The following is a 17,548-nucleotide window of genomic DNA, read 5'->3' as shown; positions in this document are numbered from 1 at the left end:
CCTTTCTTTAAATATCTGACCATTTAGTACCAGCCTCAAAATCAGACCATTTTGGCCTTGCTGGATTAAGTATTAAATTTCCTTGTGGATTAGTTATTGTTGATTGATGTGTTCCAGTTGAGTATGTATTCTTCTTGATCTCCATTGGAGTGTAATTCCACTTGTAAACACGAGAAGTCATGATAGGAGAGTATGAGTAGGGAGAATCGCAGCGAAAGGTCAAGTTGATATATCCTTGCTTAAGACAATTGTGTACGAGTGTAGAATCATCGACAACCATGGCATAGAAAATGCGTTCAGCGCCTATTGCAAGATCATTAGTAAAATACAGTTCTTGATAATAATCATGCTGAGTCAACCACTGGGCAACTTCTCGGATTTTTGCTGTGTTCCAAGTTTCTTCAAATGCAAAAGAGACCGAAAACTTTAGTGGCTCAGTTTCAGTCCTCATAAAATATGGTTTGTCGTTACCTTTAACTTTTTCCTCAACTATTTCTCTAGAAGGAAAGAATATCTCTTCTTGCATGCCACTGTTTATATTGACGTTGATGAGCCCATGCTTAACAGATGTTTCACCAGCAAAAGAAAAGTAGAGGGAGTCACGTATTGTAATCCAAATCACCTCCAATATAAAATTTGGACAAATAAAAAAGCCCTATTTATAAGGCTTTTTGGTAGCTAATTTCTATGTAAAATCGGTATTTTAAGTTTTATTTCTTATCGCATTTTTTCTTTTTGATGAATTTTGAGATCTTTTTTGCTTTCTTCTTTGTTCTTTTGAGTCATAGTACTCAAATTCCTCAGATTTTAGAACAACGTTATTCCAGTCATCTTCATGGAGAACACCTAAATAATCGTCTCTAGTTACGCTACTTTTACTTATAACTTTTAACTGATTAATAATTACCCATGATTCATTTGACAGGGGGACGCTTTGCCATTTATCGATGTGCAATTTCCAAAGGTCATTTAGATGTTTCGGGGGATCATTAGGAGAAGAACTAGTAATAGGCAAGCAATAGATATCGTCATCGTCTATATGGACAACCAGATTGGGTCTATGCTTACCTTCGGTTGGAATATCAACAAATTCTCTATAAATATTGTAAATGTCTTTTGGTATAATTAGCATCAGTCATTCTCATATCCTTCAGCCCAAGCCTTATGGTCTGGATTATTACGATCTAAAGTGACTTTGCCATTTTTACTTGGCAATCTTTTAGCGGTTTTAAGAAAGCCCACACTAATACCAGCCGAATTTTTATTTGTTACCTTTTTGTCCTTTTGAATTGTAGACATCTTATTTTCCTCCTCACACATATTACACACCTCCACGAAATTCTTAGTTGTTAAAGTATATACCCTGAAAATCAGAATATACACATCGCCCAACAGAACAGTGGAAATTCTTAACTTGCGAAAGCTGAATAAAGTACTAGCTTCCATTCAATATAGCATATTTCATATAACATATACAATGTAGATGCGACACTTTTACCAACTATAATTTACCTATACGAAGTGCAATAAGAGGAGTTAAACGAACTTTTACTAGGTAAAAGTATGCTTTCATGGGAATATCACTATACAATTGGAGTTTGAATAACCCGATAAAGATTATAGCCCCTGTATAAGAAAAAGGAGGGAGGAAGGATAAATTCGAATAGATAGAGTAATTATTAGGGTCGGAATATTGGCTTTGACCATTCTTTCATTTGTGCTATTCTCTGATATTAGTCAACCTGTCGAGCATAAAGGTAACTTTTACACAACTGAGAAGGCTAGTTTTGGTATGATGCTTAGCTTATGCGTAACCGCTATACTGGGTGCGATAGTTGGCTATTCAGCTACCGAAGAAAAAGTACTCGTAAGAGCCTCATTATTGTACAACTTTTCAGCATGGTTGTTTATGTTGGTGATACAGTATGGAAGAATTGTGTACAATAAAGGTATGTTTGATGGATTAATATTAAGCATAATGGCGTGGTCAATATTATTTGTTGTAATACATATGGTTTCTGCTTTCTTCTTATCCAAGATAGATAGGAAAAGAAGAGAGCGAGAAGAAGAGGATCGGTGGAAAGAAAACATCAAAAAGGTTGGCATTCAATATGTGTATACGTTTGATGATGGAAGTGAAATTACAGTAACACAAGAAGATATGCTTTTAGATGAAAAGAAAAGTGAGTAGAGAGGGCAATTTAGCCCTCTTTTCTTTAGGTGCTGTATACTTCAACTAAAGCATATCAATTCGCTACAAGTTGTTTAGAGTGTTCTTTTTTTAACTTCTCAATGATATACACTTGACCTTTAGGAGTCACTTTGATTGTTGTACTCAACTTTACTCCATAGGGTGTGTTTACTGTATTTTCTTCCACCACAAACAAGTTTAAATTCATTGCATACTGTGATGGTTCACGTTGACTGCTTAAAATCAACTTCCAGTCACGAAGTTTTTGATAGAGTTTCTTTTCTCCAATGTTAATACCCTCATCTTGAACAATCTTACTTAATTCGCGAACAAGTATATTGTCGCTGGATTTCAAAGCTGTCTCAGCAAAAGTAATGAGTGGCTTATATTCCTCAATTTTTACTTCTAGGAGTTTCTTTTCTTTCATTTGAGTAAAGTAAGCAATAGCCCGATCCTCTTCAGATAGCATCAAGTATTGATTCGCAGGATTATGGATAAATGCCTGAGCGAGAGCATCTTTGGCTTTAAGTTGATACTCAATAAGTTTATCAACCACCTCTGGACTGTTATCTTTCATGGTGGGTGTTATACTTATTTTTGCAAGCCAGAGCGGGAGATACTCTACATCAATCGTTAAAATATCTTGAATTCCCCCATTGGTAGGGAGGGTTAAATTTAACCCCCCTTTGTTAAGTACAACATCGTTCTTTATTCTTTTGCGTTCATTCTTCATTTGATCTTCTGTAAGACCAATTCCCTCACATACCCATCGAACACCCACATAGACTTTACCATCATCAGTTTTCACTCCTAGAAGTTCACTTCCATTGAACTCGACAAGTTTTTGCTCATAACTTTCCACAATGCTCATTTTACCGACCCCTTTATGTATTTATTGATATCAAGAAGAATGTCGCAAGCCATTAAAGTGGACATCTTCATAAATCTAAATGCATCCGCGTTATCCCAACCAATGACGAGTTCATATTCAGTTGTTTCTTGCAAATCCATCTGCTCCAACATATCCAGTACAAGATTCTTGAAGTCGTAAGAATGTGGTTTTCTATTAATTGTTGTTGGATTATAATAGATAAACGTAAGAATTCCTTCGCCATGGGAAATTGCGTCATATGCGTCTGCTTCATCGTGTCCTGTCGTATACCAGACTCTACCAACAATATCTCTAATGTAATAGATATTGAAATCTTCATTTATTTCAATACACTGAATTCTTTTACGCAAAACTAACTCATCTCCTTTATCTGTTTATAGATAGATAATACATCTATATATAGATAAAGTCAATTGAGTGTTGTAGTTTATTGCAATATAATTTATAATAAATATGTATTATCTTTGTGTATTAAGGAGAAATGAAATGGTTAAAATCGATATAGATAAAGTGTTAAGCCGTTTAGGTGTTTCATATAATCAACTTGCGGTACGTTCTAAAATCAGACCAAACACACTTACCGAACTTAAACATAATAGAGCTAAGCAAGTGAGTTTTGAGACAATCGACAGAATACTGACGACACTAAATGACATTGCAATCGAAAGAGAATTGGGAGTTGTTTTTGATATTCAAGATATAATGAAATATGACTATAATAAAAATGAAATCAAATAAAGCACCTATCTCTAGGTGCTTCTTAGTTGGATGGCATTAAAACATATAGATTTTCAATGAATCATAAGTTGTTGATTTGGGGTCGGCTAAATCAATCGCAAGTTTGCCCGAGGAGTTTTTAATATTTGGGTCAGCTTTCATTTTCTTAAGTTCCCCAAAGTAAAAAATGTTTTCAGTTTGAATCGCGAGATGGAGGGAGGTATTACCATCCTTGTTTTGCAGATCTGGATTTAAAGAATTTCTATTAATTGCTTTAAATGCTTCGTAATTGTTTTCTGCAATTACATAATGAAGAAGAGAGTTGAGCGACTCACTGTCTTGGGCATTCACGTCTAATGTGCCATTGTTTAGTGCTGTACGAATTTTTTCAGCATCCAATTTGCCTTCTGTGCTATAAGTTTCCTTCAAATTCTTCACCTTTTTACTTGCTATTGTATTTGTACTTGTTGTTGGGTTGCTCGGAGCGGTAGATGTGTTATTCGTAGGTGATGTAGTTGTGCTAGAGTTTTTTTGCGATTCTTTTAGTGACACTTGAGAACTAGTTACAGATTCAACTGAGTAGCCCATGGCATTTGCCGTGTCTCTAACAGGGAGATAAAGTTTCCCATTAACATTGAGAGGACTTTCAGATAGTTTTGCTTGAGACCCGTCAACTATTAACTTTACATTGGACTGCGTTGCTTTCAGATAAGTTGCAGCTCCGACAGCAGATCCAGCAGTTACTGCTACACCTACAATTGCCCCAAGCATGAATGTTGGCAGTTTAGATAGTATTTTTTTCATTTGTTATGTACCTCCGAAGTTTTATAGTAGAATTATCCTATTTACCTAGATAGATTATACTATATTCATCGGCAACTTAATTGGAAAAGTTTAGTTCAGATCAATACGAGTACCATTAATTTTCACATTTCTTGTTGAATTGATGTTTATGTCACCGTTTTGAGTAATTTCAATGTAAGATCCGGACTCAGTGCCGATTTTTACTGTTTTTGCAGCAAGAACATTAAACGAGTCCATCGTAATATTTACTTCCCCGCCCTCACTTTTAAGGGATATACCGTCATCGCGCAGATCAATACTTCTTAATCTTGCTGTATTTGAAGCTTTATACTCCTGTTTATAGCCGCCATTGTATTTGGTGTTGACCATTTTAGCTCGATCATCAGCACCGCCATCACCTGTACCAATTTTCTCGACAGGTTGAGCTGCATCACCAGATCCCTCAAAGGTCGTTTCACGCTTAATCTTCTCTTCCATATTATAGACCATAACAGGCCATGCAGTTTCTTCAACTGTCATTAATCCCATTTGTTCTGATGTAGTCCAATAGAGTTTACGTCCATCTGAAAGTTGTTTTTGTGATCCTGCACCAGTAACCCTACCAGTAATCCATTTAACCGAATTACCCTCAATACGTACATAGTCTGACCAACCTTGAATTGCAGCATTAGTAAGAGTGGAGAGCTTGCCAGCAGTGAGATTGGATATGATCCCATCTTGAGCAGTAAGCATGTTGGCAGCAATAAGTTCAGCGTCTAGAGCACCTATACCTATTGCATCAAAACCGCCAAAGTCGATGTATTTCTTTTCGGAATCAATGAGGAGAGTGTTGTTTTTGTCTGTAACGACAAGCTTCTTAAAGATTGCTGTACCATCCATCTTTATCCACATTGGTGCTAACATTGGATCGTCTGCACCTTCAGCCTCTGAGCCCGCCCAGAATCCTTCGCGGGGCCACAATTTCATCAAATTTCCACCGTCACGAAGGGTGAGTTTGTTGCCATTTAGTTCACCATTCTCGAACTTGGAATTAGTGATATATGCGTTTTCAGCCCACAACGATTCGAGCCAACATTCTCCGAGGTAATTTACACGAAATGGAGAATTTTGCCAAATTTCAGATCCAATACCTAGTCCGAATTCGTTAATGACAATTACTTCATTGTCATCACCTACACGCAAGCGGAAGTTGCCATCTAAAGACAATCCTAATACATTAGAGGTTACTCCATTACGTATTTTATCGATGTAGAACCCTCTAGAATTATCCATACCAGATATGTTTGTAATTGTTCTATCATTACAATTGTTTGAAGCATATCGATTTACATGCAGTCCGAATACATCAGGTTGTTCTGATGTTAACCCCAAACGTAGAACAGGGCGACCACATCGATCATCAATCATAAGTTTTGAGCCTTCGATTGTAAATACACCTGAGTCATCTTGAATGACCACTCTAGAGCCTAAAATAATTTTCCCTAGCACCATCTCAGCGATAACGCCATCAGCGGAAATTGCTGTCTCATACTTTAGTCCACCACTGCGTGTCAGTGCTAAAGTTCCGTGTGTACCTCTCAGGAATCTGAGGGGATCATCGGGGTCATATATTGTAAGCCCAGTTCGGGAAAGTTCTACAAATTCGTTGCTCGCCATATTAATTTCATTGGTAATCTTATTCCAAAAGTTATCGAACAATCTGCTCATCTCAGAAGTATCAACTACAGCTTTAGTCCAATCAGGTCTTCCATTACTAACAACTACATTGGTATTTTTAGTGTCTTTTAAGTATTTCTCTAATCTTGTACTCTCATCGTTAACATTTTTAGCATTACTCAACGTTAACTTAATACTCGATCCACCAAAGTCATAACTAATCTCACTTATCCTCGCTGTTAACTCAATGCCCAATGGTTCATATTTTACATTAACGAAGTCACCAAGGTTTAACTTTTTCCAATTCCTTTGCTCCTCAATAATCTCCAGAAAGTTGACTATATCAATCTCTACCGCTAATTGAGGAACTTGCAACTCCTTGAACTTTTCCATTGCTGCATCATATAAATCTTGCTCATCTATGTACACATCATCGCTAAAATCTTTATTGATCATATAAGGATTCAATTCATACAGTTGTTCACTGGTAAAGTTATTCTCAGAATCCAACAATACTTGCAACGCCTTAGTTCGATTCTGCACATCTGTAATTTGATTTAACTTGTTACTAACTTCGATTTGTTTCAGGTTGATCTGATTTTCCTTATTATCTAAACTGTATCGCTCAACTATAGCTACATCATTACCAGCCATCTGATACTCTTCAATTGAAATCGTTGCAACTTGCATGAACACACCGGTGGATGATCCATTAACGGTAATTGTTGTAGTCTCAAGGTTATTTAACTTGCCTAACATTGTCCATCTGCCTGAAGTCACAGGTTTAACAGATCCATTCAATGCAACAGTTACACCAGAAGAGGAGTCCACCTTAATCATAGCTGCATAGTTATAACCCTTATTCAACTTGAATGTTCTCGATGTGCTTCCACTATGACTATACTTCTCAAAGAACATCTTATCTCCAAATTGTTGAGCCAGTGTTACTTCCTGTACAACTTTTTCATCTTGCTGTAGCTTATTCAAATCAATTTTAAGTTGATTTAACTGTGTCTCATAGCCTTCTAATTCCTCAAGATATTGTTTAAACAATCCAGTCTTACTTTCAACTAACGCCTCGTAATCCAACAGCGCATGGCACAGTGAATCCGACATCCAATGACTTGATGAAATCACTGTTTTATTGGCATCTCGCTTAAAGGGATAAATCCAATACCCATAGTTTTCAATGTAATTCTGACCAGTTGGATTTACCTTTTGAATGCCAAGTCCATCTTTACCAGAAGCGGAGAGACGTGTAACCATTTCTTCTGAGCTTCTATTTCGACCCATACTCTTCATCAGTTTGCCATATGAAACAGTTAGACCCATATTGATTCCCGTTAGCTCTGGTTTGGTCATACTTAAAGTGCGAGTGTCCGTGTCAAATGTAACTATAGCATTGTAAACTTCAGCAATGGAGTAAATAGCTTCGAGAACAGTAGAAGAGGGGAATTCAAATGATCTGTAACTAGCCTTAAAGTCTGCGTCAATATAATCTATATTCCAAATTGTATTTCCCATGCGAAGCATATCTTGAATTACTTTATCTGCTCCATATGACACAACTTCATAACTCTTAATCAACTTATCAGATAATTCCCGTACTAACGAGTAACACTTTACGTTCATAATGTCCGAATCATCCAGATTATCACTAATATCATTTACGATAAACCACTCAATGTTCACCCCAGTAACAACTTTGATTAAATATCGTTCCTTGATTAACTCCACATTCTTATTCGGCTTCAACTTGTGATGCTTATCAATAAAGTAGGGGAGGGAAAATGATAATTCGCTCACATCATTCAATTTAACATTCATGTTGTCGTTGAAGATTTCGCTTAATTTACTGATAATCTCACGATTAGGTTTAGCCAGAAAGTATTGTGGTTTAATAGGTTTCCTATTACGGTCAATTTCTCCTAACATACACATTCCTTTCTGATAAATAAAAAGAAGAGGGTGTTACCCCTCTCCTTAAATCATTCTAGTTCTCATTTGTTTGTTTACTGCGTCTCCGAGTTTACTGAGTATGCTCGTGCCAGTATCTTTGTCAGTTGCATGTATCTCAACCTTCTCTATTTGAATGCGGTTATCATTTGTTGAAGAAGTAGGTGTTGCTTTCGAGAATAGACCAGAAAAGTCCAATCCGTTTTTAATCTTATCTGTAATCCCACGAACAACATCTACAATTTTCAATACATTTGATGTGTCCGTTTTGTTCAAGACTAATTCTTTCTCATGTGCCAGTAGGAATTTACCTTCCTTGCCTATACCAGCAGGGGTCATACCACCAGTTTCAGCAGAGAATATCTTTTGTGTCACTAAATCCTTAAAACTACCATCAGGAAACCCATAAACTGAACGAAGTTGATCGTTTTTGGACTTGAGTGAATCAAACTGTTGAGTAAGATTCTTATATTGGCTAGACGCTTTATCAAGTTTAGACATTTCAGCCTTAATCGACTCAGCAGACTGTTTATTGCTCAAATACTCTGTCCAAGCCACACGGGCAGCAGTTGTCCCCTTAATGGTTCCAGTTGAGCCAGTAGTTCCTCCATTAGAGCCACTGGAAGATCCTGAATCTGGTGCAGAGTAATCACCGCTAGAATATTTATTCAAACTCTCCATTGATTTTTGGAAGTTATAGACCATATTCTGCATTGCTTGAGACGTTTCGAATGTATGATCTTTAATTGTGGCAAACAGCTTATCATATTCTCGTCCAATTATGCCTAGAGTTGCCGTTACTATTGTTGCATCATTACTCATTAAGCCCTGTTTGAGATCATAGAAGTATTTCTGATTTTCTAAGATGTCTTTGTATTTACGCTCAGTTTTCTTCTTTTCTTCATCTAACTTATCAAGCGTGTCATCATGAAGTTTATCTTCCCCGTCTTTGATTTTATCGTTGTAGTTTTTGTGATCATCGAGTTGATCTTGCAATCCCTGCTTGACCAATTCACGATCTCGATCACGTTGATATTTACGAATTTCTTCATCAATAGTAACGAGTTGATCTTCTAATTCTTTTCGCTTCGCTTTGCCAGCCATTGAATTATCAGCAGAGAGAACATTAATTCTGTCCTGAATCTTTTGACGCTCATCCATTTTCTTCGTAAGTTCTTCTGTATAATCAGTAGATGCATTTTCACGGTCAAATGCTTTGAGTCGAGCATTAATATAATTTTCAAATTGTTTTTGCTCATCATCAATGTTCTTTGTGCGTTCCTCATGACGTTCATTCTCTTTTTTAATCTCTTGATCAAGCGCATCCAATGCCAAATCACGTTGTTGTTCAATGACTTTTTTATATTCTTCAATAATATTGTCGGCAGCAGATTCCCGCATATCCTTGAGCGTCTTATTTACATCGGCAAGAGCAGAATTAGAATCTAACAGTGACAAATTGAGCTCTTGTAAGCGCTCATTGTAATAAGCAGTCATAACAGCATTGTTCTTGTTATTGGCAATCAATGACTTTGTATATTCAATCTCTTTAGTCAATACAGCACTTTTATGTTCAAGTACAGGAATCTGGTTTTGTAGTTCTTTGGTGTATTCAACAGTTCCTTCAGTCATCAATTTTAACTTAGCTTCAGATATCACTAAGGAATCATCATCAGTCTTAATTTGTTTATCATAAGCTGACAATTGACTATCAAACACATTTTTACGCTTCTCATCAATTTGAGACTGATAGTCCCACCACTTAGCACTATTCTCAGCAATCTTGGCATCGTATTCACCTTGAGTGATTTTCTGCTCCATCAATTGTTGACGAATATCTTTGTTTTGCTGTTCAATTAGTTTCTGTTCTTGTTGCAATAGACTGCTCTGAGACATTTCCTCTTTTCGCCACTCTGCGCTATCCTGTGTAAATCGACTTTGTTTATTACTCGATAAATCACGTTTAGCTTGCAGTTTGGCAATTTGATTGTCAGTTCCAGCAATAACGGCATCAACAATATCTAAACCAAGTTGATATGCTTGTGATTTACCAGATAATATATCTGCCTTAGTATCACGAACAGCATCATCAAGTTCTTTCTGGGTCGCTTTAGTTGTCTCTGTGACAGTTTTTCCATCAGAGCTTGTAGTCTTAGTTTTGGATGCGTTAGAAGTTGAAGCAGGAGTAGAGGGAGAGGAGGATTCACCAACACCATTAACTCGTTTTGCACCTTGGTATTTTGGAGCCCAATAGCTACTATCTAAGCTTTGTTCTTTTAAGCCACTATTACCCATCTGAATAAACTTACCATTTCCAGTGTAGATGCCGACATGACTGTTAGCCTTGCCTGTAGTGTTGAAGAATACTAAGTCACCTTTTTTAAGGTCTGCCTTTTGTACCGCAACACCTTGTTTGGCTTGTTCAGCAGCAGTCCGGGGGAGGTTAATACCAAGGAACTCATCAAACATCTCCTGAACAAATTGAGAACAGTCAGAGATTGCACCTTTGACAAATTGATCATATGTACCCTTAAATTTGCCACTCACTTGTTTATAGGTGAATTTACCTTGTAGTCCCAATGCATTAGACAATAAATTGTCTAGTTTTGTTCCTGAGTTCGATGAAGTAGATGAAGATGTAGAGGAAGAAGTATCACTAGGAGTAGTGGTAGTTGTAGTCTTAACTTTAGTTGAAACCAACTCGGATGGATTCTTAAGAGCCTTTTCTTGAGCCGCAATTTGTTGTTCAACTAATTTTTTCTCTTCCTTGAGGCTGTCTATGTATTGCTTTGATCCCTTAACCATTGTGTTGCGTTCACTTTGAACCTTTTTGATTGCATCGGCAAGTTCAAGTAGTTTTTTCTGTGTTTTGGTTAAGATTTCATAGCTGTCAGTATAAGACTCTTTTGATTTATCATTAGACTTCGTTGCATCTTTGGTAGCCTTACTGGATTCGTTAGACGCAATAGTTAAATCGTTTTTAGCACTTTCCAGCAAACTAAGATCAGCCATTAAATCTTTTAGTGCGACCCGTTCCATTGCATATGCTGAAGTAGTATTATTATTGATCACATTACCTTTGGAATCTACTCCAGACTGGTTTCTTCGATAAACTCCAAACATCTGCTCAGCTTGTTGTTCATTAATTAGACCAGCTTCAAGTTGAGCATTTAGTTCATCAATTTTAGCAGAGGCCTCAACTTTGCGTCTACTTTCCCATGCAGCCATTTCAATTTCATAAGCCTTGATTCTTTTTTTTGTCTCTTCAATAGTCGTTTTAGTTTTATTGATTTCTTCATTTACAACAGATATGCGCTCTTCTTTTTTTGCGGCTACATATTTCTTGATCGCATCTTTACTTAATCCTGTAACTTTGATAAAATCTTCGTATTTATCGTTCATCTTTTTTATTGTATCCGTAGATAAGCGATTACCTTTAGCTAACTCTTCTTGCGCGGTATTCAATACACTGATTTCTTTTTTAGTTTCAGACACAAAAGTTGCAGTTTCACTAATTTTCTGAGACATTTCATCTGTGCGTTCAACTGTTTCTTCTAAGGTTAAGTTGAAGTCATTAAAAGCACCGTCTAATGACTCTACACCTTCAACCACTGGAGAATAGCTATACTGAGACATAGCTGCCATCATATCTTTATATGAAGTAGATGTTAGATTCATAATCCCCGGCATTTGCTTAAGAAGATTGATGCCTTCTTCTGCATTCGCCAAGTCTTTACCTTGGATAGAACGAAATACTTCGCCCAAATTGCTTTTCAGCTTATCATCTGAAACACCACTCTCAGCAGCAGCACGGGCATAAATGTCCATAAATTGACGAGTTAAGCCTTTAACTTTAACATTGTTGGCTTCTTGTTCATCAATGAATGATTGAGAAGCGCTTTTGTAAGCCAATACCTTTGCATTCATTGCTGTTTGAAGAGAAGTTTTAGAATCAGTTAGAAGTTTAGACTCTTTTTTTAAATTAGCAGCTAGACTCTCATTAGCACTCTTGCCCATTCCATATTCATAACTTTGTGTAACGGGATCATATTTGGCCCACTCTTTTTTGTTTGCTTCATATTTAGCAAGTGCATCATCGTAAGCTTTTTCTCTTTCAATTAATGCATCTTTCTCTCGCTTAATATCCTTATCAATCTTATCGGCATTGGAATTATACTCAATTTCGGCAGCAAGCCTAGCAGCCTTTAATTCATCTTCCCGTAAGTCAATCTGTGTTTGAATTGCTTTATTATTTTCTTGTAGTGACTTTGTTTGTCCATCAACGCTTTTAGTGGTTATGTTATATTTACTAGACAATTCGCTCTCGACTTGTGCTAAGCGTGACTTTTCTTGAAAGCTCAACTCAGTCTTTTTGGACAGTTCATTATACTCTTTGGAAAGGGCTTTAAGATTAGCTAAATCATATTGTTTCTGATTCAACTCTTCGGTTTTGTCAGAAAAGTCTTCAGTAGCGGTTGTTGCATCCGAGAATTTACCCACTATCCATTCGAGAGCAGAGCCAAGCAATACGAATGCACCACCAATAATCGTTGAGGCAAGGAGGGCTTTAAGTGCGAATTTCAGGGCTGTCACAGCACCTCTAGCAACAGTAGCTGCACCTGCCAAAGTTTTCATACCCAAAGATGCAGCAGCAGAAGCAGGGGAAGTGGCAAGCATAGTAATATTTGTTTTGGTGAAATCCCAAATTAAAGCTGCAAGTTTAGGGCGTAATATTGCAATGCCAACACCCACAGCACCAAGTACAACAGGTAGTGCTCCAAACTCTTTAACTAGAGATGCAGTACCATTCAACATGCTGGCGAAGAGAGAGGTGAGGGTGATGATTGTATCTGAAATTACGGCTTCACCGAAGGCAATAGATAGTGTTTCCCATGCAGTTTTCATTTTTTGGATTCGTGCCTCAAGGGATTGCATGTATTTTTCATTTTCTCGTGTAGCAGATCCTTGAGAGTGAAGTGCGGTTTCTGTAGCGGAAAGGGAAATATTGTAATTTTGCATAAGTGCCAAAAATCTGGTGAGCTGATATCGTCCAGCCAGATTAACTGCTGTATTTTGTTGTGTTTCTTTAGATAGGCCATTCCATTTGCTTGCTAGTTCATCCATGATGTCGGAAACATCGCGAGTTTCACCATTAAGATTTTTCATAGAGACACCAGCAGCGTTTAGCACATCTTCAGACTTATTCATAGTTGTAATGCGAGAATAAATTGATTTCAGTGAGTTCAATCTGTTACTTTCAGATAGATTATCTATCTTACTGACTATACTAAAAGTATAGCGGGAATACTTCTTCCAAAAGTGTCTTTACACTTGAGCATTCCTCTCTATGTTTCCATAGATGTGCAGACTATCGCTTTGTCCGTTCTGGACATCTCTACACTTAGTCGTTCAGGCTGTATTTAAACTTGCCCCTTGTCACCCACGTTCTCACGTTAGGGTTTCCAAGTCAATTAGAAGAGATTTTCACTAATATGTTCCCATATTAGGCGGCAACAAGTTTACCGATCACTGATCCTGATTCTCTAGTGGCTGTTGCAATTGCTGTAGTATGTCCTAAAAGTTCTTCCATTGATACCGATTTGTTACTCCTCTAAGTAAAAGAGGGGGCAAGTCATTTCTGCTTGCCTCTGCATTTTCTTTATTAAGTAATCACTTAATGGATTATAGATGCAGACCAGACTCTATCTTTATCTTCCGTAGGAGGTGGTGGAAGATAGTCAGCGTAGAATTATAATGTCACCATTATAACTACTTAGTCGTTACGGATAACTTTATAAATTCGATTAAATATAATAGTCAAGTGTTTATATAATTTCTTTAAGTGTTCCTTTTATATCTTCATAAATGTCACATTCCCATGCCATAATAACTTTGTGTCCACATGTTTCTAGATATGCCTTTCTAGCTTTATCTTTGTTTATTTGTCTTTCTTGCTTGGGTGTTAAGGGGATAAGATTATCTGTTTTTCCGTATTTGGTGGGATTAGCGTGCCAATAATCACCTAAAACTTCTATGACTATCTTTTCTTTGGGAAGATAGAAATCTACAACGAACTTATCATACATTGATTTTTGAGTCTCATAAGTAACGTGATTGGAATCTAAATATTCTCTAACTGCTTTTTCTGGTTTAGTTTCAGAGAAATTTTTTAACATTGTGGATTTGATCCCACCTTTGATTAAATGTTGCTGTGCTTCTTCAGTTTTTGAATATACTGTGCTTATCCAAATATTCAAGCATTTCTTTGAGCAACATTTATTTCTATCTTTTTGATTATTTTTAACTTTATATGTATTCTTGCAAATTACACATTCTTTTTTTACATGTAACTTTTTAGTCTTTGAGTTCCATTTTGATCTACAGGTGACCGAGCAAAAATTATTGTCATGTATCATTGATGGTTTTCTTACTATCGCTGTTCCACATAAATCACAGTTTAAGTCTACGACGACCATTCGATACAATGAGGAACAGCCTAGAGAACAAAATTTTATTTTCTCATTTTTAGTTAAAAAATCATTCTTACAATGCAAACAACTCTTTTTCTTTGCTTTCTTTGTAAAGTTCATAGATTGCCATTTTTGAAGACAGCTCTTTTTACAGAATAGATTTTTTACTTTTCCAGATTGAAGATCATTATACTTATACTTTGGAACAGTAAACCCTACATTGCAGTTTCCACAGTTAACTTTTTGCTGCTTATAGATAGGATTGTTCTTGCCTAATTTATTGGCTGAGTTCCATAATCCGTGACATTGGGGATTACAAAAGTGATTTTTATTTCTTTTAATTTCGTGAGGTCTACGGATTAACTTCACACTACATTGTGCACATTTTACTTCCATGCAATAACCTCCATTACTACATGACTAATACAATTTAATTCGAATTTATAAAGTTCTTTCCTCGGAATTTTCTATCCCTAGACGTTTCCCGATATGGCTGACTGTTCACTAACCGATCACTCGATTAGGCGGCTTGGGTAATGACCCCACCGAATGTATTTGCACTTGCTCCAGCTCTGGTCATTGATGTGGCTAAGTTTTGAGTTGTTACTGCGAAATTGTTATCGCTATATCTGTTACTTTCAGACAATTATTGTCCTACTGACTACGATATTCGTAGCGGAAGTACTTCTTCTAAAAGTGTCTTTACACTTGAGTACTTCTCTCTGTATTACTACAGAGTGCAGACTGTCGCTTCATCCACTAAATAGTGGAGCCTTTTCACTCAGTCGTTCAGGCTGTATTTAAACTTGCCCCTTGTTGTCCCGGTGGGATATCCAAGTCAATCAGAAAAGGTTTGTCTACGTGCATTGCTACACGAGGAGACCGAATTTAATCTCATTTAACTTATTCGCAATTTCAATACTCTTACTTGCCTCAATATTAAAAATGGTCATAGCTGCTGTTAATGTATCTACTGCCTCTTGTGGTGTTAATTCAGAAATGTTTTGTAGCAATGTTGATGTCTTCGCAAGGTTCATCGTTTGATCTTCATCGAATCCCATACGTGCAAATCCAATAGCATTCTCATTTACTTCAGTAATACTTCTACCTAACTCATTCGCCAACTGAATACTGCGACTCAACATGCCTTCAAAGTCAGTAGATTCATCCATTACACGTTTTAATTGTGTCATTTGGCTATCTACTTGAATAACCACACTAACCATATCTCTTAACGCTCTTGTCACCATGTATAATGACGAAGTAGCACCTGCCCACATAGCCAGCTTAGAAGCCACTGCACCAAAACGTTGCGCCAATGTATTAGTCTCGTTCCCAGCCAATTTTGCCTGAGTAGTAATCTGTGTAAGTTTTGTCTGCAACTCTGTCAAAGCATTCTTATAATTACTCACCTTGGACACATTGCTCAACTGAGCATTTAATGCATTTAACTCAGCAACAGCAGAAGAATTGCCTTTAAATCTTGTTTGAGCGGCAGTAATTTTCGCTTGCATATCAGCAACAGCTTTTTGTCTATTTAATCCTTCCGTGATTGCCGCTGAATGTGCTCTGTCTAATGCATTACGATCACGAGCAATACGCTGCTCTTCAGCAAATCTATTTCTAAGTTGATTTATAAATTGTTGATTACGTTGTTCTTCTTCTTTGAGATTCTTATCTGCTAAAGCCTTACGGGTTGCATATTCCTGTTGTGCTACTTGTTCACGTTGCCTATTAATCGCTTGCTCTTTTTGCAACGCCTCTTGCTGTTGTTTTAGATAGTCTGTCACTTGACTATAGTTCTTTACATTTCCATCTCGATCAACATTAACATTGACCTGTTGACCAGCCTGATTTTTATATGTATTAGTAGTACTATTGATTTCGCCTAACTTATTTTTATTGGCTCTGGTTCTTGCTAGAGAATAACCATCTAATTCTTTCTCAAGCTGTTGTAGTGTTTTCTTCTGCTCATTATAGGCTTGAGTTTCTTCATTAATCTTCTTCGTTGTCTGAGTAATAATTGTTCCATTAGCTAATTGTTTCTGTGTTACTTTTTCAATTGATCCATCTAACAATTTAGTTGTCTTAACTGATTCATTTACAACTTTTTGTTGCTGTTCGAGTGCATTACTCAACACTTTAGTTGCCGAGACAAACTCATTCATTGCTTTAACGAATGACTTATCAATATCCACTTTCAAATTTAAGGATTTGAGGGAGGGGTGAGACCCTAAAGCCTTGATATCGTTATTTATGTTCTTAATGGAACTTCCGACATTGATTGAACTGTCTATGAGGATACGCAAATCTTGACTCATATTACTTAAATCACTTCCTTTTTGCTTCTAGTGTTAAAAGAGAAATAAAAAAGAAGCGATTCAAATGATCGCTTCCTAATGTTTACTCGTATTCAATTTGTTCAACCAACTCACACACCATATCATAGGTGTCTGCTTCATCACCTTTAAATGTAGCGGGGGAATGGTTGAGAACACTATCTTTAATGGACAATAACATTTCTCTGTTGTTGATATCCTGTGGAACCTCATATGCTTCATTCATTAACTCATTGATATCGGCTACACGCTTCACATTATCTTTGATTAGATAATCACCGTTCTCCTTAATTGGTTGATTATTTTCATCATGCGCTATGTATTGCTTATTGATTTCAACTGTTTCATCCATAACTGTTTGCAGTTTATCTATCAGTAAATTCTTAAAGCGTGTTCTCATACGAGAATCTTTCCGTTCCAACTCAAGCGAGTGGAGGAAGACAATTAATTTCTCAAGTTGATGATTGTATATTTTCATTTTTAGCTCCCTTAAAATCAAAATGAAATGGTAATTTTACAGTGT

At 36.7% G+C, this 17,548-nt stretch carries 13 protein-coding genes; 2 read left to right on the top strand and 11 right to left on the bottom strand.

The window, feature by feature from the left end; genetic code table 11:
* Positions 1–7: 7 nt before the first annotated feature.
* The 3 genes from DFQ00_RS05230 to DFQ00_RS29065 form a co-directional block, all read right to left on the bottom strand.
* Positions 8–622 carry a phage tail domain-containing protein gene (locus tag DFQ00_RS05230; RefSeq protein ID WP_244213695.1) on the bottom strand — a complete coding sequence of 205 codons (615 nt, stop codon included), beginning with the start codon at positions 620–622 and terminating at the stop codon, positions 8–10.
* 81 nt (positions 623–703) lie between these two features.
* The gene (locus DFQ00_RS05225; protein ID WP_091014540.1) at positions 704–1,132 is read right to left on the bottom strand and encodes a type II toxin-antitoxin system PemK/MazF family toxin; all 429 of its coding nucleotides are present in this window, start codon (positions 1,130–1,132) and stop codon (positions 704–706) included.
* A complete protein-coding gene (locus DFQ00_RS29065; RefSeq protein WP_167433613.1) occupies positions 1,132–1,299 on the bottom strand; it encodes a hypothetical protein in 168 nt (55 codons plus the stop codon). The genes DFQ00_RS05225 and DFQ00_RS29065 overlap by 1 nt, the downstream gene beginning before the upstream one ends.
* Before the next feature lie 394 nt (positions 1,300–1,693).
* Between DFQ00_RS29065 and DFQ00_RS05215 the strand changes: the two genes are divergently transcribed.
* The gene (locus tag DFQ00_RS05215) at positions 1,694–2,191 is read left to right on the top strand and encodes a hypothetical protein (protein WP_146236110.1); all 498 of its coding nucleotides are present in this window, start codon (positions 1,694–1,696) and stop codon (positions 2,189–2,191) included.
* Positions 2,192–2,246: 55 nt separating this feature from the next.
* On the opposite strand, the gene DFQ00_RS29060 is transcribed toward DFQ00_RS05215, so the two are convergent.
* The gene (locus tag DFQ00_RS29060) at positions 2,247–3,062 is read right to left on the bottom strand and encodes a phage antirepressor N-terminal domain-containing protein (protein ID WP_167433612.1); all 816 of its coding nucleotides are present in this window, start codon (positions 3,060–3,062) and stop codon (positions 2,247–2,249) included.
* Positions 3,059–3,433, bottom strand: coding sequence for a hypothetical protein (locus tag DFQ00_RS05205; protein WP_110895150.1), 375 nt, complete (start codon positions 3,431–3,433; stop codon positions 3,059–3,061). The genes DFQ00_RS29060 and DFQ00_RS05205 overlap by 4 nt, the downstream gene beginning before the upstream one ends.
* Before the next feature lie 136 nt (positions 3,434–3,569).
* On the opposite strand from DFQ00_RS05205, the gene DFQ00_RS05200 reads away from it, so the two are divergent.
* The gene (locus tag DFQ00_RS05200; protein ID WP_167433611.1) at positions 3,570–3,821 is read left to right on the top strand and encodes a helix-turn-helix domain-containing protein; all 252 of its coding nucleotides are present in this window, start codon (positions 3,570–3,572) and stop codon (positions 3,819–3,821) included.
* 36 nt (positions 3,822–3,857) lie between these two features.
* On the opposite strand, the gene DFQ00_RS05195 is transcribed toward DFQ00_RS05200, so the two are convergent.
* The 6 genes from DFQ00_RS05195 to DFQ00_RS05170 form a co-directional block, all read right to left on the bottom strand.
* A complete protein-coding gene (locus tag DFQ00_RS05195) occupies positions 3,858–4,604 on the bottom strand; it encodes a stalk domain-containing protein (RefSeq protein WP_244213694.1) in 747 nt (248 codons plus the stop codon).
* A gap of 90 nt (positions 4,605–4,694) precedes the next feature.
* The gene (locus DFQ00_RS05190) at positions 4,695–8,195 is read right to left on the bottom strand and encodes a phage tail spike protein (protein WP_167433610.1); all 3,501 of its coding nucleotides are present in this window, start codon (positions 8,193–8,195) and stop codon (positions 4,695–4,697) included.
* Positions 8,196–8,243: 48 nt separating this feature from the next.
* Entirely contained in the window at positions 8,244–13,424 is a 5,181-nt protein-coding gene (locus DFQ00_RS05185; protein ID WP_146236109.1) for an NlpC/P60 family protein, read from the bottom strand.
* A gap of 617 nt (positions 13,425–14,041) precedes the next feature.
* Positions 14,042–15,082, bottom strand: a complete 1,041-nt coding sequence (locus DFQ00_RS05180) for a PDDEXK family nuclease (protein WP_110895144.1) — start codon at positions 15,080–15,082, stop codon at positions 14,042–14,044.
* Positions 15,083–15,555: 473 nt separating this feature from the next.
* Positions 15,556–17,007 carry a phage tail tape measure protein gene (locus tag DFQ00_RS05175; protein WP_110895142.1) on the bottom strand — a complete coding sequence of 484 codons (1,452 nt, stop codon included), beginning with the start codon at positions 17,005–17,007 and terminating at the stop codon, positions 15,556–15,558.
* Between the two features lie 82 nt (positions 17,008–17,089).
* Positions 17,090–17,503: a hypothetical protein gene (locus DFQ00_RS05170; RefSeq protein ID WP_110895140.1), complete on the bottom strand. Its 414-nt coding sequence runs from the start codon at positions 17,501–17,503 to the stop codon at positions 17,090–17,092.
* Between the last annotated feature and the right edge of the window lie 45 nt (positions 17,504–17,548).

The sequence above is a fragment of the Paenibacillus barcinonensis genome, from assembly GCF_003217495.1.
Classification (GTDB): Bacteria; Bacillota; Bacilli; order Paenibacillales; family Paenibacillaceae; genus Paenibacillus; species Paenibacillus barcinonensis.
This window is presented reverse-complemented; position numbering and strand designations above follow the sequence as displayed.

Excerpts from the sequence above, each read along its gene's own strand:
- DFQ00_RS05225 (WP_091014540.1), bottom strand. The coding sequence starts at position 1,132 with ATGCTAATTATACCAAAAGACATTTACAATATTTATAGAGAATTTGTT.
- DFQ00_RS29065 (WP_167433613.1), bottom strand. The coding sequence starts at position 1,299 with ATGTCTACAATTCAAAAGGACAAAAAGGTAACAAATAAAAATTCGGCT.
- DFQ00_RS29060 (WP_167433612.1), bottom strand. The coding sequence starts at position 3,062 with ATGAGCATTGTGGAAAGTTATGAGCAAAAACTTGTCGAGTTCAATGGA.
- DFQ00_RS05200 (WP_167433611.1), top strand. The coding sequence starts at position 3,570 with ATGGTTAAAATCGATATAGATAAAGTGTTAAGCCGTTTAGGTGTTTCA.
- DFQ00_RS05195 (WP_244213694.1), bottom strand. The coding sequence starts at position 4,604 with ATGAAAAAAATACTATCTAAACTGCCAACATTCATGCTTGGGGCAATT.
- DFQ00_RS05190 (WP_167433610.1), bottom strand. The coding sequence starts at position 8,195 with ATGTTAGGAGAAATTGACCGTAATAGGAAACCTATTAAACCACAATAC.
- DFQ00_RS05185 (WP_146236109.1), bottom strand. The coding sequence starts at position 13,424 with ATGAATAAGTCTGAAGATGTGCTAAACGCTGCTGGTGTCTCTATGAAA.
- DFQ00_RS05180 (WP_110895144.1), bottom strand. The coding sequence starts at position 15,082 with ATGGAAGTAAAATGTGCACAATGTAGTGTGAAGTTAATCCGTAGACCT.
- DFQ00_RS05175 (WP_110895142.1), bottom strand. The coding sequence starts at position 17,007 with ATGAGTCAAGATTTGCGTATCCTCATAGACAGTTCAATCAATGTCGGA.
- DFQ00_RS05170 (WP_110895140.1), bottom strand. The coding sequence starts at position 17,503 with ATGAAAATATACAATCATCAACTTGAGAAATTAATTGTCTTCCTCCAC.